The sequence below is a fragment of the Nitrosospira sp. Nsp2 genome, assembly GCF_003050965.1.
Lineage (GTDB): Bacteria > Pseudomonadota > Gammaproteobacteria > Burkholderiales > Nitrosomonadaceae > Nitrosospira.
In genome coordinates this window covers 12,971-29,517 of the sequence record NZ_QAOU01000007.1, presented here as the reverse complement: position 1 = coordinate 29,517, position 16,547 = coordinate 12,971, and the positions used below count along the sequence as shown (strand labels likewise).

11 protein-coding genes are annotated in these 16,547 nt (G+C 52.7%); 10 read left to right on the top strand and 1 reads right to left on the bottom strand.

The window, feature by feature from the left end; genetic code table 11:
- Window positions 1-146 precede the first annotated feature (146 nt).
- Window positions 147-3,272, top strand: a complete 3,126-nt coding sequence (locus C8R31_RS13385) for a DUF748 domain-containing protein (RefSeq protein ID WP_107694582.1) — start codon at window positions 147-149, stop codon at window positions 3,270-3,272.
- A gap of 146 nt (window positions 3,273-3,418) precedes the next feature.
- On the opposite strand, the gene C8R31_RS13380 is transcribed toward C8R31_RS13385, so the two are convergent.
- Entirely contained in the window at window positions 3,419-5,116 is a 1,698-nt protein-coding gene (locus tag C8R31_RS13380) for an OprO/OprP family phosphate-selective porin (RefSeq protein WP_107694581.1), read from the bottom strand.
- Window positions 5,117-5,420: 304 nt separating this feature from the next.
- On the opposite strand from C8R31_RS13380, the gene C8R31_RS13375 reads away from it, so the two are divergent.
- From C8R31_RS13375 to C8R31_RS13335, 9 genes are all read left to right on the top strand, one after another.
- The gene (locus C8R31_RS13375) at window positions 5,421-5,678 is read left to right on the top strand and encodes a DUF2024 family protein (protein ID WP_107694668.1); all 258 of its coding nucleotides are present in this window, start codon (window positions 5,421-5,423) and stop codon (window positions 5,676-5,678) included.
- Between the two features lie 61 nt (window positions 5,679-5,739).
- A complete protein-coding gene (locus C8R31_RS13370; RefSeq protein ID WP_107694580.1) occupies window positions 5,740-6,525 on the top strand; it encodes a serine protease in 786 nt (261 codons plus the stop codon).
- Between the two features lie 166 nt (window positions 6,526-6,691).
- Window positions 6,692-7,174 (top strand): response regulator transcription factor, encoded by a 483-nt coding sequence (locus C8R31_RS13365; RefSeq protein ID WP_107694579.1) that lies wholly within the window; start codon window positions 6,692-6,694, stop codon window positions 7,172-7,174.
- A 28-nt stretch (window positions 7,175-7,202) separates the two neighbouring features.
- A complete protein-coding gene (locus C8R31_RS13360) occupies window positions 7,203-7,868 on the top strand; it encodes a response regulator transcription factor (RefSeq protein ID WP_107694578.1) in 666 nt (221 codons plus the stop codon).
- 735 nt (window positions 7,869-8,603) lie between these two features.
- Window positions 8,604-10,001, top strand: coding sequence for a TIGR03013 family XrtA/PEP-CTERM system glycosyltransferase (locus tag C8R31_RS13355; protein ID WP_107694577.1), 1,398 nt, complete (start codon window positions 8,604-8,606; stop codon window positions 9,999-10,001).
- A gap of 22 nt (window positions 10,002-10,023) precedes the next feature.
- Entirely contained in the window at window positions 10,024-12,102 is a 2,079-nt protein-coding gene (gene prsK, locus C8R31_RS13350; protein WP_107694576.1) for an XrtA/PEP-CTERM system histidine kinase PrsK, read from the top strand.
- A gap of 40 nt (window positions 12,103-12,142) precedes the next feature.
- Window positions 12,143-13,495, top strand: coding sequence for a PEP-CTERM-box response regulator transcription factor (prsR, locus tag C8R31_RS13345; protein WP_107694575.1), 1,353 nt, complete (start codon window positions 12,143-12,145; stop codon window positions 13,493-13,495).
- Window positions 13,496-13,547: 52 nt separating this feature from the next.
- The gene (locus C8R31_RS13340) at window positions 13,548-15,140 is read left to right on the top strand and encodes an acyl-CoA ligase (AMP-forming), exosortase A system-associated (protein ID WP_107694667.1); all 1,593 of its coding nucleotides are present in this window, start codon (window positions 13,548-13,550) and stop codon (window positions 15,138-15,140) included.
- A complete protein-coding gene (locus C8R31_RS13335) occupies window positions 15,133-16,368 on the top strand; it encodes a pyridoxal-dependent decarboxylase, exosortase A system-associated (protein WP_107694574.1) in 1,236 nt (411 codons plus the stop codon). The genes C8R31_RS13340 and C8R31_RS13335 overlap by 8 nt, the downstream gene beginning before the upstream one ends.
- The last annotated feature ends 179 nt before the right edge of the window (window positions 16,369-16,547 follow it).

The following is a 16,547-nucleotide window of genomic DNA, read 5'->3' as shown; positions in this document are numbered from 1 at the left end:
TCTTACGATTGACCCATCTTTCTGCTCAGCGTAAAGTTGGGCAGCTAGAAGCCCTGTTACGCCGATGGCATTCTCGGCTACTCCGTGACCCTGCGGTATATCGATCAACTTCAACATTTATTCGATCTATATCTAAACGTCTCATCATGTCCCTGGCCTCTCTACGCCATCGTTTCGCTGCCCACAAACGTCTGGGAATCACCCTGGGTGTTCTCGTTGCCATTTTTATCCTGTTCGGCCTGCTCGCTTATTTCTGGCTGCCAGGTTACGCCAAGGCGAAGCTTGAAATGGCGCTGTCAGAAGCCTTCCACCGGCCTGTGACCGTACAGTCCATCGAGATTCAACCGTACACGCTGGAACTGACCATCCACGCTTTCCGCGTGGGCGAAAGGCCCGGAATCGCGGATGCTGAGAATGCCGTTCTTTCCGTGGACAAGCTTTATGTGAACCTCAGCATTGCTTCGATCGCTCATCTTGCGCCGGTAATCAGTTCGGTATCGATATACCGCCCCACGCTGCGTCTGGTGCGTGAAGGCGAAAATCAGTTCAATATCACCGATCTTATCGAAGATTTCTTAAAACAGCCGAAGGACGAAACTCCAACGCTGTTTTCCGTGAGTAATGTCGTCGTAGAAGGCGGCCGCTTTGAATTTGTCGATCGGCTCAAAAAAAGCCAGCAGGAAATTTCCGACATCAACATTGGAGTGCCCTTCATTGCCAATCTTGAGAGTGCCGAGGAAACCTGGGTAGAGCCCCATTTCAGCGCCAAGGTCAACGGCGCTCCGCTCTTGATTGAAGGAAAAGCCCGTCCGTTCGCAGAGAACCGTCAAGCTACGCTTGAGCTGGAGCTAAGCGGCATCGACCTCACGCGATTAGACGAATATTCTCCCATCCCCGTCGGTGTCAAGCTGAATTCCGGTTTTTTCGATAGTAAGTTATTGCTGACTTTTAACCAAACCCCGGGTCAGCCTCCCAATCTCGTTCTAACCGGGCGCGCCGTGCTAAGGAAGCTGGAAATTGAGAACCGGGCGACAGAAGCGCCCTATTCAGCCAGGCTGGGGCAGCTTGATGTGGAATTAACGGAGGTCAATCTCAACGCTGTAAAACCCTCACAGGGTACCCTCGTTCTGACTGAAGCCACTATAGCGCGTATTGGCGATACGGAACCGGCAATGAGCCTGCCCCAGTTGCGTGTGGATGACGTTACGGTTGATCCCAAGCGCCAGAGCCTGTCAGTTGGTTCGCTCGTGCTGGAGCGAGTTAAAGCATCTATCCGTCGCGAATCCGACGGCCGCCTTGACCTGGCCAAATTATTTGCCCCGACTCCCGGGACGGAGCCGGCACCTGAGGCAGCAGCTCCTCACGCCGAGGCGAGCAAGCCGTGGTCCGTCAAGCTTGGCAGTTTAAAAATAATCGCGGCAGTTCTTGGCTTTGAGGACAGCACATTGTCAAACGTACCGTCCATGGTTGCGGATCCGCTGGACCTGACCATAAGCGATATCGACCTCAGCGGTGCCCAACCGCTGAAGCTGGAGCTGAAAGCTGAAATAAATCAGGAGGGCCACCTGCAAACAAGTGGTTCGCTGGCATGGGCGCCCTTGATGGCTGATCTCGCGGTAGACGCAAAAGATATCAATTTTGTCCCACTGCAAGGTTGGGCGGGTGATCGGTTGAACGCGTTGATCACACGTGGCGCGCTGTCGTTTCAAGGCAACGTTAAAGCTGAGGGGGTGAATGGCGCGGCAGCAAAAGTAGTACTGAACGGTGACGGCCGGCTCAGCCATTTTAACGCCTTGGACAAGTCAGACATGACCGAGCTCATGCGCTGGCGCAGTCTCGACATCAGCCGTATGGAATTTTCCAGTGAACCGTTGCGCGTCAATATCGAATCCGTCGCACTCGCCGATTTCTTTGCTCATGTGACCCTTAGCCCAGACGGCCAGCTCAATCTCAAGCGCCTAATCCGCCGAGATAATGCGAACGTGCCTCCCGCACCGTCCGCCGCCATGACGCCGCCGGAACAAACGAAATCTTCCACATCCTCCTCGCAGCCTGGTGTAGCGCGCGCTCCCGTGCCAGCCCGCAAGGATACGCCAGTACAGATCGGCCGGATCACCCTGCAGGGAGGGCACGTCAACTTTCATGATGAGTTCATCAAGCCCAACTATAGAGCCAGGTTGACCGGACTGTCCGGTCGAATAGGGCCTTTGGATCCGAGAAAGCCGGGTGAGATTGATATACGCGGCGCGGTGGACAAAACCGCGCCACTAAAGATCGTGGGAAAGATGGACACTTTTGGTAGCGAGCTCTTCCTCGACATCAAAGCAACCGCAAGGGGCATCGATATGCCGACCTTCAGCCCCTATTCAGGTAAATACGTGGGCTACACAATCGAGAAAGGCAAGCTGTCGGTCGATATTCACTATCACATCGAGAAAGGAGAATTGCGGGCAGAGAATAACGTGTTTCTCGATCAACTTACCCTGGGTGAAAAAATTGAAAGTCCGGACGCGCTGTCGATCCCTGTAAAACTGGCATTGGCGGTGCTTAAAAACAGCGAGGGAGAAATTGATGTCCATCTGCCAATAAGCGGCTCCATCAACGATCCGCAATTCAGCCTCGGCGGGGTGATCGCTAACGCGATTATCAATTTGCTTACAAAGGCAGTAACGGCACCCTTCACCGTGCTGGGGTCGCTTTTCGGTGGAGAAGAGTTATCCGAGATCGGTTTTGCCCCTGGCGATGCAACGATTACGGCTGAGGCTGAGAACCGTCTGAAAACCTTATCCAAGGCCTTAACAGATCGATCGTCGCTTGAACTTGAGATTACCGGTCGAGCGGATCCTGCGCATGACCGGGAAGCCCTAAAGCACAGAATGCTCGAACGCAAGGTTAAAGTTCAAAAACTGGCGGAGCAAGTCAAAAAGGGTCAAACAACTGGAGATATAGACGAGATCGAGCTCACGCCGGACGAGTACCCCAAATATTTGACGCTGGCTTACAAGGAGGCAAAGTTCGCAAAGCCGAAAAATCTTGTCGGTCTGACAAAGAGCCTGCCTGTACCGGAAATGGAGCAACTATTGCTGGCGAACGTAAACGCCGACGACAACGAAATGCGCGAACTCGCTGAGCAGCGGGCTGCGGCTGCACTCAACTGGTTCGTTGAGCACGGCGGTATTCCAGGCGAACGGATATTTGTCCTGGAGCCAAAAGTCGAAGTGGAACCGGATGAAAAGAAAGTTGGCAGCAAGGTGGAATTTTCGCTCCGATAAACGGCCCCGTGCTGCGTAAAAACTGAGAGGCCTTCGCAGAGCGCAGGGTTAATTGCCACGTTCCGCAAAGGTGTCTATCAAGCTTGTTCCCGAAGTTGTTCAATCAACCCCGATCAACAGGAACTTTATCTCCCGTTTTAAAGACGTTAGAAATCGAACTGAAGCTGAGTCAAGAAAGCAGCCAAATCGGCATTATTAAAACCGGCTGTACGCGCGATCGGGGAGCCACTCGTGTCTACATTTAGAGTATAAATAATGTTGTTCTGCAACTTGACATTGGGGTGAGGATACCAGTTGAGGGCGAACCTCACCATATCGGCTTTCCCTCCCCTCACCACACCGCTGTTCAGGTTGATATAATCATACCCGGCGGCGATTTCCCATGCTCCCCAGCCTGAACCGTTCCATTGAAAGTTCTGCTTGGGTTTTATGCGATTTGCCGCGCCATTTCTGACATGATAGGCTTTCGACTCGCCCGTCAAGAAGTAACTGGCAAAACCATAATAGCCGGTGAAATGTTCGTTGTCGTATCCCAGGCCGTTGATATTGGTTCTTAAATATTCTCCTTGAACCGAGAATGGACCATGAACCAGCCACCCTTCCGCTCCATACCGGTCATAGCTGTCTATCCGCCGCGCGTTAGGGTCATTCCGGTTGCCAACACTCAGGTTGCCGGTATTCAGCATATTGGTGCGATCCACGTTTGTTCCGGGAAAGGCAAAGAAAGCCATTCCACCACCTCCACCTCCCTGAGCCGAGGGCGTGGCCGCGATATCGCCGGCGGCAGTGTATTGCGTATTGACATCCGTGTGTCCGGCTGAAATACCCACATGCAAGAATTTGGTTTCGTCTTCCATCCAAGGTCTGCCAGATATACGGCCGATGCCTTCCCAGCTGGTATCGCCCGATCCGTTATTGCGGCTCTGGTTGCCGGCGTTATTAACCGAGGTTGAGGCGGACGACCAGGGCCCGACCGGTTCTGTTTGAAAAGCGACGCCAAATTGGAAACGAGGAACTGCATAATTGGCGCCGATACCGGTTTTATAAGTGTTGGGATTGTCCACGAATGAATTGACCGACATGTGACGTTCGATGAATGTGAGGAAGCGGTTGCTGGCGGCTTCTTCCAGGCTAAACGGTTCCTTGAAGGAACCGACCTTCACGGAGAACGGCTTGGTTACATTCAGCCGCACGAACGCGTCGGTGATCCCGGCGGTTACCGAACCATTGCCGCGACTGAAGTCGTATTCGAATTTGTAATCCCAGATCTTGAAGAAAGTACCTTCGACACCAAGGCGAGCACGACGTAGGGTTGCGCCGCTGTTCCATTCGTTCGGTGTGTTGTTGCCGGTAGGGGGCGCAACCTCATTGATAAAGTTGTATTGGGACCCAACCTGTGCCCGTCCATTGACCGCAAACGTGAAATTGCCATCCTTGCTTGAAAAATGGGGTGCGCCATCGTGAAACTCAATGTGGACCTTCTCGCTTTCCTTGACCCGTTCCTCCAGTGAGCCAATATCGCTGACCAGGCGCGCTTCCCGCATTTTGGCCTTCATTTCAATATCCTTCCTCACTGCCGCTATGTCGGCTGGCTCCGGTTTTTCAGCCGCGTTATCCGCTGTCTTATCATTTATTCTTTCGGACGTTTTGTTGCTGGTGCTGCCAGTTGTTTTAGCCGCGGCATCGTCCTTTACGAAGGAACCTAGATGTACCCGTCCAGGACCAGGCGTTGCGTAAATCTGCTCCGTTTTTCTATCGACATACAAATCGAGGGCGAAAATCGTGGATGATGCGCCTGTACCTAAAATGGTGGCGAGGGCTAACGTAAGCTTGGATAATTTCATGAAATGACTCTCTTCCCGTGTGTTTATCGAAACTGACGAAAGAATACTGCCGGGAAGTGTCGTTTTTATTGCAGTTATGTCACAGTTTTATGACAACAATGATGAGTTCGGTTTAGGAGAATGGCTGAGTATTATGGGACTTCATTCAGGTCCAACCCGCGAAGGCACTCGGAAACACTACCGTTTCGCGCGTGCCTCAACATTCCACTTTTTGCTGGGGCGTGATAGTCTATGCAGGGATTTGATTCCGCGGGTAAACGTGCTTTATCTTCCCTTAGACCTATTAAAACTGAAGAGGAACCACATGGAAATTCACGTCTATGACACCTACGTTAAAGCCAAGGATGGCCACACAATGCATTTCGACGTCTTCACTGCGGTAAAAGACGACGAAAAAGCAGTTGAGTATGCGAAACAGTGGCTGACTTCAATTGGTGAAGGCGATGCGACCGTTACCAGCAAAGAATGCAGTTTTTGTCATAGCCAAGGCGCGCCGGCCAACGTGGCCGACGCGATTAACAAGGACGGATACTTCATCTACAAGATGGAAGGCTGCAGCTAGTTCTTATCCGGCCGTAAATGGAACGATGGTCCATAGCGGGAGTGTGATCAATAAAAGAGCAATGAATATCACGAACATCTTCCGGCACCTCGGGGCCAGCTTCATCAAAGTTGTCTTTTCCGGCCTGATCTGTGTTTCCCCCCTTTGGGGTACCGAACTGGTCAAAACTATCGAGTACACCAAGCCTTCGATAGTTGGAGTGGGTACATTTCAGAAGACGCGCTCCCCTCCGCTGAATTTTCTGGGGACTGGTTTCGTCGTGGACGATGGTCTCCACGTAATAACCAATGCTCATGTTGTTCCTGAAGTGCTGGACGTCGCCAATAAGGAGGCATATACCGTTATTACCGGCAAGGGCAAGGATGCTGAACTGAGGGACGCAACAATTGCCGCGGTCGACAAGGAACACGATCTCGCATTGTTGAGAATCAGCGGTTCTCCCCTGCCAGCCATGCGACTGGGAGATACAAGCAAAGTTCGCGAGGGCCAGTCTCTGATTTTTACCGGCTTCCCAATTGGAATGATACTGGGATTTTACCCGGTCACTCATCGGGCCATGGTTTCTTCGATTACGCCTATAATCTTGCCAGCGCATAATTCGCGGCAACTCAACGCGAAGATGATCGGGCAGTTACAGAAGCCGGCTTATGCAGTATTTCAGTTAGACGGCACTGCCTATCCCGGCAGCAGCGGAAGCCCGCTATACGATCCTGAGACGGGCCTGGTTTATGGTGTTATCAATATGGTATTTGTCAAAGGTAAAAAAGAAGCAGCTCTCAGCAACCCCAGCGGGATCACCTATGCAATCCCAGCGAATTACATCATTGATTTGCTCCGCCGTAAATAAGTTACGCGCCAAGCTTGAGTTTGCGGTGACAGCAAATTGTGCCAAGCTTGGCAAACGAGATGCAGTGAGACGGGCGGAGTTGCGGAATATCGCTGCAAACTAGCCGAACAGAATAATAGATCGCTTAATTATTTCGAGAGCCCATATATGGGCTGGGAGGCACACAATGCAAATGGTTACGGTGGCAATAGCCGATACCGATCCGGGAAGACGCGCGAAGGTAGAACAACTCTTGCAAGAAGGGCCGGATATCAAAGTTCTGACAGACATCCTGCCGGAAGGAGGAGAGACATTCGTTGACCACCAGGGCGAGCCCTATGCGGCCGTTCATGCGGATGACATGGTTGAACGGATTGGTCGGTTAAAGCCGAGAATTCTCTTTTTTCATCTAGGTCCGTCCACGGCAGCGGATTTCGCCCTGCTGGAGGTGCTGCACCGGGAATGTCCGGAGACATTCGTCGTATTGTTAACTGATAAATCCGTCAAGGAGGAGTTGATCATGCAAGCGTTGGCCAGCGGTGCGCGCGGTTGCTTGAGCCACGAAGCAGAGCCATTTTATTTCCTGAAGGCGGTACGCGTTATAGATCGTGGCGAAATATGGGTGACGCGGCGACTGCTGGGTAAAATCATGGATAAGGTATTGCACTGACCAATCCTGAATGTGATCGGAGAGTTCCTTGATTTTGCTCGCTAGTGGGTCGCACGAAAACCTTTATCGATGGGAGCAGGCGGTGAACAGCCTTGCCCCTGTCTTCTGTTCAACCAATCTGGATTCCCTCAGGGCGGAGTTGGTCCGAGTAAAACCTCAAATTCTGATGCTTGACCACGATGTGCCGGAATTGGATGGGGTAAATGGAATCGCAGGTCTTATGAAATTGAACCCGGACACAAAAGTTGTGATTTTAGGTGGTCCTTTTTCTGACGAAACAGAGTGGGGTTTGTTCCGGACCGGGGTGCGTGGCTGCTGCCGGCGTGAAACCGAGCCCGAGCAGCTTAAAAGCGTAGTGCTGGCGGTTCAGCAAGGCGAATTGTGGATACGACGGTCGCTGAGTTGGCATTTGCTGAATGAACTCGTTACGATCACGCAAGAAAAAAACAGAATCAAGCAAGCGGTCACCGAGTTGCTGGCAAATCTGACCCGTCGCGAATACGAGATCGCTACACTGGTGGGCAACGGTGAAAGCAATAAACAAATCGCGCGACGTCTGGATATTACCGAGCGGACGGTAAAGGCCCACCTGACCGAAGTTTTTCGAAAGCTTGACGTGGCAGATCGGCTCAAGCTGGCATTAATCGTCAAGGGATCAATCTCACCTCGCGACTCTACACAGATGGGGCATTAGCACGGCGGGCTATTTCGCCAGTCTGCTGAATCGCGGCGGATTCACAATTTAGTTTCAGTAAGGGTCTGCCCGGGGTGGGTACAGAAAGGTTCCCTTAGAATGAAAGTCCTGGCGCCGCAGGATACGCTGAAATCTCCGCTTTGCGCCTTATGGTAAACCCCGATAGTTGCCAAAAGATGTGGCACATGGATCGTCGCGTCGCTTCTGCTTTTTCAAAACGGTTCCGCTCAAGGATGGGCTGTGGAAAGATCAGGCTCTCTTCTGGATGCGGATTGACGTACCAAAGTCCAATTGCCCCTTCGGGCGAAGTTGATATGATGCGATGACGGCCGTGCATTAGGGCGTCTACCGGTCATAAGAGCCGTCTCATCATTACGAGATTTAGCGCAGACGTTAATGGCCCTGCCCGACGTTTGCTGGTTTTTAACACAGGGGTATTTGAGGCAGTGCGACGCTCACCTAGCGCGCCGTGCAATAACGAAATATTTTTCTGCGTCCCACTATCCGGCGGAGAGGAACCCGCTCGGTTATATATCAGGTTAGAGCCAATGTCTGGTATATCGAATCAAAATAATGATGGGTCACCGTTTCAGTGCGAGAGCAAGCGCACGTTAAGTTGTCTTCGTATGCTGGTCCGAGCTTGTTCCGAAGTGGCCGTCCGCTTAATATTCGGCTGCAATAACAATACTGATCGCAGTGATACTCTTCTTAAAGAGCACTGATAAGGGATCGAAATTGCTTCGCATATATAATCATTACATCTCAAGAACGGCGATCCTGCTCATCAGCACTGAAATTTTGGTGCTGATATTCATGGTTTATTTTGGAGCCAGTCTTCGTTTTTTGGATCAAATCGAGCCGTTTCCTTTCTCGTTCTCCTCTTTGTTCCCGGAAGCCTTCACGTTTACCTCCGTCATGATTCTAAGCATGGCGGCGATGGGATTGTATCAACTCGATTCCCGGCTGGACCTAAAAGAAATCTTATTCCGGTTGATGCCATCGATGATGCTGGGATTCGGAATCATCACCCTGATCTTTTATCTGCTGCCTGATCTCTATCTCGGCCGTGGTATTCTCGGCTTGGTCATGCTTCTTGCTTTAGCTGGAATTCTCCTGACCCGTGCGGCATTCCTGAAATGGTCGAGCTTGGGAATCATGGAGTCACAGGCCATCGTGCTTGGCGTGGGGGGTAAGGCCAAGGAATTTGTCGAGCAGGCAAAAAATGATTCCGCGCGGCGAGGCCTCAAGATCATCGGTTTTGTATCGGTGCCGGACGAAGAGCTGCATATCCCGGCTTCTTCTGTTTTGCCGAAGACGGGTTCCTTAATGTCTCTGGCCAATCGATACAGAGCTCAAGAAATTATCATTGCCATTCAGGAGCGGCGCGGCGGATGTTTTCCCATTCAGGATCTGCTTGAATGCAAGCTGAATGGGATCAAGGTTACCGACTCAGCCGCTTTTTTTGAGCGGGAGCGAGGCCAGATTCGGGTGAATACGCTTTACCCCAGTTGGCTTGTTTTTGGCGGCGGTTTCGATCAAAGCCTGCTTCGCTCAGGTATCAAGCGTGTTTTCGATCTGGTCGCGAGCGGTATTCTGCTCGCGGCAACGCTGCCCATCATGCTCATCACTGCCATTTGTATCCTTTTAGAAGATGGCCCTCCAATTTTTTACCGGCAGGAAAGGGTGGGAAAGGGTGGGAAAACGTTTATGGTTCTCAAGTTCCGGAGTATGCGGAACGATGCCGAGAAAGGCGGGAAGCCGCAGTGGGCGACGACGGACGATCCTCGGATAACGCGCGTGGGCAGAATCATCCGGAAGTTGAGAATCGATGAGCTTCCACAAATATTCAATGTTCTGAATGGGGATATGAGCTTTGTCGGTCCACGTCCGGAAAGGCCTTATTTTGTAAACCAACTCTGCGGAGAAGTGCCATTCTACAATGTTAGGCACAGCATCAAGCCCGGAATAACTGGATGGGCGCAGGTGCGCTATCGATATGGCGCGTCGGTGGAAGATGCTATCGAAAAGCTTCAGTACGATTTATATTATGTAAAAAACCATAGTCTTTTCCTTGATGTCATCATCCTGATTGATACTATTGAAGTAGTTGTGCTGGGCAAGGGCGGGAGATGATGTCCAGGCGCAGCCGCACAAAATGGTAACGAGCATCGCGGCGGTCAGCTATACACTTGCGGCGGTAGCGTATCTGGTTTTGGCTGTGCTCCTGCTGACGAGCTGGCGGGGCCGTTTGCAGGGGATAGTACTGCCTATTGCCTGCCTTTTGTCCGTGCTTTGGGCGGCGGCGCTGGCCTACCAGGCATCCCAGGACCGCCCCCTTTCGCTCCTCACGGACCTCCTGGAAATCACCCGGAATGCGGGCTGGTCGGCGTTTCTCATCACCCTGCTGGGGCTAAATCGGGACGCGTTTTTCACCGGCAGGGTGAACCCTGCCATGTCGATCATCGTGTCACTCTATGTCGGATGCGTTATTGCCGCTTTGTATGGCCATGGGGACTTTACCTTTTCCGGAGTTCAAGCCGATTTCACCTACAGTATCATTGCGAGTGTCGCAATGGCGCTACTGGGAATGATACTGGTTGAGCAACTGTACAGGAACACACCGGTTAAGCAGCGTTGGGGAATAAAATTTGCTTGCCTCGGCATCGGCGGGGTTTTTGCATACGATTTTTACCTCTATAGCGATGCGTTGCTGCTCAGGCATGTAAACCCCGAGATCTGGGCGGCTCGCGGGATTGTTAACGCGCTTATTGTTCCGCTTGTCGCCGTGTCGGCCGCGCGAAACCCCCAATGGTCCGTTGGTATTACAGTATCGCGTCGCATTCTCTTTTATTCTGCGGCATTATTTGGTGCTGCCGCGTATTTGCTGGCAATGGCCGGTGCTGGCTACTATCTCCGTTTTTTCGGCGGCAGTTGGGGCACCGTCATGCAGGTGAGTTTCCTGTTTGGCGCTGTAGTCCTGCTCATGGCTGTGTTGTTCTCGGGCACGTTGCGTTCCTGGCTAAGAGTCTTTATCAGCAAGCATTTTTTTAGCTACAACTATGACTATCGCGAAGAGTGGCTTCACTTTACGCGTACGCTCTCCGAGGGCGGGCATGGATTGGGTGAGCGCGTGATTCAGGCTTTAGCGCAGTTGGTGGAGAGCCCGGGCGGCAGTCTTTGGATATCCCGGGAGTCCGGAAACTTCGAACACGTCGCTCATTGGAATATGCCCTTCGCCAGCGGGATTGAACCGGTTACAAGCTCTTTCTGCCAGTTCCTTGAACACAGGGAATGGGTGATCGACTTACAGGAATATCGGACAAACCCGGAAAAATACTCGGAAATTACTTTGCCTCAATGGCTGCAAACCATCCCCAAGGCATGGCTGGTGGTACCCCTCATCCAGCACCGAAAATTATTCGGTTTTGTGGTGCTGGCACTACCGAGAAGTAAAGTAAAGCTGAACTGGGAAGTTAGTGATCTGCTCAAGGTCGCGGGGAATCAGGCGGCGAGTTACCTGGCGCAGCACGAGGCTGCCAACGCGCTCATGGTGGCGCGCCAGTTTGAGTCATTCAATCGCATGTCGACCTTTGTGGTCCACGATTTGAAAAACCTGGTTTCACAGTTATCCCTTTTGCTTTCCAACGCAGAGAAACATAAACAAAATCCGGCGTTCCAGCAAGATATGGTTGAAACGGTCTACCTGTCTGTTCAAAAAATGAAACGGCTTCTGGAAAAACTAAGTGGTAGCGATTCGGCGGAGACGCCCGTTCCCCTTTCCATTGCTCACCTGTTACAAGAAGCGGTCACGAGCAAATCGATTGCCGAACCCAAGCCTGTTCTGGAAGTACAGGATTCCAGCCTCACGGTTTACGCGAACTCGTCACGACTGGAAAGGGTTGTAGGGCATCTCATCCAAAATGCAATCGAAGCGACGCCACGTGATGGTCTGGTTCGGATTCGGTTGCAGAGGGAACATGATTTCGCGATGGTTGAAATAAAGGACACGGGGCACGGCATGAGTGAAGAGTTCATCCGCGAAAAGCTTTTTAGACCCTTTGTATCTACCAAATCTGCTGGCATGGGTATCGGGGTGTTTGAGAGCAAGGAATATGTGTCTGAACTCGGCGGCAAGCTGGAGGTCATGAGTAGTGAATCGGATGGCACCGTCTTCCGTATCCTTCTGCCGCTCTGTCAAAACGTTCAAGCTATTAAGGCGTTAACCGTAAAGTAGAGATCGCTTGGAAAATTCGATCAAATGGAAGAGGATGTAAGTGAGTCAGGATAAAAAGAGTTTGCTGGTAATCGAAGATGATCCCGGACTGCAGAAACAACTGCGCTGGAGCTTTGACGCCTACGAGGTATTAGTGGCGGGGGATCGTGAAAGCGCACTTGCGTTGCTGAGAAGGCACGAGCCGGCGGTTATTACCATGGATCTGGGGCTACCCCCGGATCCGGACGGCGCTTCGGAAGGGCTTGCCACTCTTGCGCAGATACTTGAGCTTGCGCCGGACACCAAGGTGATTGTGCTTACAGGCAATCAGGATCATGGAAATGCACTGAAGGCGATTGCCGCTGGAGCTTATGATTTTCACCAGAAGCCCTTCGATCCCGACATGTTGCATCTAGTGGTTGAAAGAGCATATTACTTGTATGCATTGCAGCAGGAAAACCGCAGGCTGCTTCAAACCCAGACGCATTCGCTCATCGCGGGCGTAATAACGCGTGATCCGTTGCTCTTGAAGGTATGCCGCAATGTCGAAAGAGTGGCGCCATCGGATGCGACGGTAATTCTGTTGGGAGAGAGCGGAACAGGTAAGGAGATACTGGCGAGGGCGCTCCACCAGTCCAGCGCCAGAAGGGAAAAACGCTTCATGGCCATAAATTGCGCGGCCATTCCGGAAGCGCTTTTGGAAAGTGAGCTGTTCGGCTATGAAAAGGGAGCTTATACTGGGGCTGTCAAGCAGACGCCCGGAAAAATTGAACTGGCCCATGAAGGTACTTTCTTTCTTGATGAGGTCGGCGATTTACCCATGGCGCTACAGGCGAAACTTCTCCGTTTCTTGCAGGAAAGAGTGATTGAAAGAGTCGGTGGCCGCAAGGAGATCCCGGTCGATGTCCGCATTGTGTGCGCCACCCATCAGAATCTGAAGAAACTGATCGGGGAAGGGCGTTTTCGGGAAGACCTCTATTATCGGCTCAGCGAAATCGTGATCACCATTCCGCCATTGAGAGAACGGGTGGGTGATGCCGCACTGCTTGCACATCACTTCAAGAATAAATTCTGCGCGCACGAAAAACGGGCCTCGCTCAGCTTTAGTCAGGATGCACTTGCCGCCATCGAGAGTCATCCCTGGCCCGGCAATGTCCGCGAGATGGAGAATTGCATCAAACGCGCCGTAATCATGGCGGACGGGCCCATTATCAGTTCCGAGGATCTTGGACTGCAGGCGGCCTCGGGCCCGGCCGAACCCATCAATCTTCGTCAGATACGCGACAAGGCCGAGTACGATGCGCTGATGAAAGCGCTGGCCAGGGTGAACGGAAATGTCGTGAAGGCGGCTGAATTACTCGGGGTCAGCCGCCCCACAATTTATGATCTGATGAATCGTCACGGGATAAAATAACGGCCCTTGCATGAAACACCTGGCATACACTTTCTTAAAGTAGATGTACGTTATGGCACACCTCGTACAAGAGCTTGTTTTAAACTCTGCCAACCAATTTCCGGACAAGGAAGCCTTGGTGTACCGCCAAAGCCGGGTAAGCTACGCCGACTTGGCTAAGGACGTCGACTCGGCCGCGAAGGCCATGCTGGCCTTGGGCCTCGACCGCGGCGAGCGAGTGGCGGTCTATCTTGAGAAACGCCTGGAGACGGTCGCCGCATTATTTGGCGCAACGGCGGCGGGGGGGGTTTTCGTTCCGGTCAACCCGCTGCTGAAGGCGGAACAGGTGACCTATATACTGCGCGACTGCAACGTAAGAATTCTGGTCACTTCGGCTGACCGCTTGAAGTTGCTACTCCCCGTTTTAGCGCAGTGCCATGATTTGCACACGGTGATGGTCATCGGTTCGGCCGAGGGTTTATCCAATATTTCCGGCAACTTGAATATCTTATTATGGAACGAGGCGCTGATCGCGGGCAGTGGGACCGGCGGCCACCGTAGTATCGACGACGATATGGCTGCGATTCTTTACACCTCGGGGAGCACAGGTAAGCCCAAAGGGGTTGTTCTGTCCCACCGCAACCTGATTGCCGGTGCGACGAGCGTGGCGCAATACCTCAAAAATGGGGCGGAGGATCGAATTTTATCAGTCCTGCCACTCAGTTTTGACTATGGGCTCAGCCAGCTCACCACGGCATTTAATGTCGGGGCAACGGGCGTACTCATGAACTATCTGCTGCCCAGGGATATTATTGCTGCCGTGGAAGCGGAAAATATCACGGGTCTGGCGGCGGTCCCTCCCTTGTGGATTCAGCTGGCACAATTGACCTGGCCAGACAATATTTCCTTGCGTTATATCACCAACTCGGGCGGGGCAATGCCGTGCGCGACGCTGGATCTGTTGCGAAACAATCTTCCCAGTACCGCGATATATCTCATGTACGGGCTGACTGAGGCGTTTCGCTCGACTTTCTTGCCACCTGAAGAAGTCGTGGCGCGTCCCGACTCGATAGGCAAAGCCATTCCAAATGCCGAAGTGCTGGTTGTGCGTGAAGACGGATCTCTTTGCGCGCCCGGAGAGCCGGGCGAACTGGTCCATCGTGGTGCACTGGTGTCCATGGGATATTGGAACGACCCTGAAAAAACTGCCGAGCGTTTTAAGCCCGTTCCCACCCGTCAGGCCGGCCTGCCCATCCAGGAATTGGCGGTCTGGTCTGGCGATACCGTGCGCATGGATGAAGAGGGCTTTCTGTATTTCATCGGTCGCCGGGACGAGATGATCAAAACATCCGGTTACCGGGTTAGCCCCACCGAGATCGAAGAGGTTATCTATGCTACGGAGCTCGTGGGAGAAGCGGCCGCCATTGGCGTCGCGCATCCGGTGCTTGGACAGGCTATCGTCCTGATCGTCACAGCGCGGTCAGGCCGCAATATTAACCAGGAGGAATTGCTGTCAGCGTGCAAGGTTCATCTCCCCGCCTTTATGCTGCCGAGCAGGGTCGAGTTAAGGGAAGGCAGCTTGCCACGCAACCCCAACGGTAAGATTGATCGTAAACTGCTCACACAGGAGTTCGAGAACGCTTTCGTGGAGCCTGTGCATGAGTAATATTCGCCCAAAGCACGCTTCAATGGATCAATTCCCGATCCGCGACAATTGCTTGCAGATTGGCGGTATTTCTCTAACGCGGCTGGCCCAGCGCGTAGGTAAGACTCCTTTTTACGCCTATGACAGACAGCGGATTACCGAACGGGTCGCCCTGCTGCGACAACACCTGCCGGCTGAGATTCATCTGCACTATGCGATGAAGGCCAACCCGATGCCTGCTGTAGTGCAGCATATGGCTAGCCTGGTCGATGGCATCGATGTAGCGTCAGCGGGTGAGATGCACGTCGCACTCGATACGACTATGCCGCCGGGTCACATCAGTTTTGCCGGACCGGGCAAGACCGACGCCGAGCTTTCCTGCGCTATCGCTGCCGGTGTAGTCGTGAATATGGAATCGGAGCAGGAAATGGAGCGCATTGCCACTTTGGGTCAACACCTTGGCATTCGTCCCACAGTGGCGGTTCGCGTCAATCCCGACTTCGAGCTAAAATCTTCGAGCATGAAAATGGGCGGCGGCGCAAAACAGTTCGGTGTGGATGCGGAGCGAGTCCCACCCATGCTTCATCGGATGGGGCAGCTTGACCTGGATTTCGAAGGATTTCACATCTTCAGCGGTTCGCAGAACCTCAAGGCGGCGGCCTTGGAGGAAGCCCACGAAAAAACGGTGCAGCTTGGCGTCGCGCTTGCCCGGTACGCTCCAAGTGGAGTTCGATTGCTGAATATAGGCGGCGGCTTTGGCGTGCCTTATTTTCCCGGTGATGAACCGCTGGATTTGGCGAAAGTAGGCGACAACCTTGAGCGCTTAATACCAGAAGCGAAGCGGGATCTGCCTGAGGCCCGTATCGTGATTGAGCTCGGACGGTATATGGTGGCGGAGGCTGGCATTTATGTGTGTCGAGTCCTGGAGCGCAAGGAGTCCAGAGGTCAGGTCTTCCTCATTACGAATGGGGGCTTGCACCACCACCTTGCCGCATCCGGTAACTTTGGCCAGGTGATCCGCAAGAACTACCCGGTTATTGTCGGTAATAAGGCGCAACATAGCGTAAGAGAGACGGTCTCGGTCGTAGGGCCGCTTTGCACGCCTCTGGATCTGTTAGCGGATCGGATGGAGATGAGCAAAGCGGAAACCGGCGATTTAATCGTGGTTTTTCAATCAGGTGCTTATGGCCTGACTGCAAGCCCCACGGCATTCCTCAGCCATCCCGCACCTATTGAAGTGCTGGTTTAATTCCTGTCACACTTCATCAATTCATTAGACGATAGGCTTTCCTACCGGCTAGTATGCCGCTCGTAGCCAGCAGAGCCAGTGACAAAAGCAGGATGATGTAAAAAAACGGGAGAACTGTTTTGAGCGGATTGTGCGGTTGGATAGGCCATAGTGCCTCCGTTATTGAAAATATGCAGCTC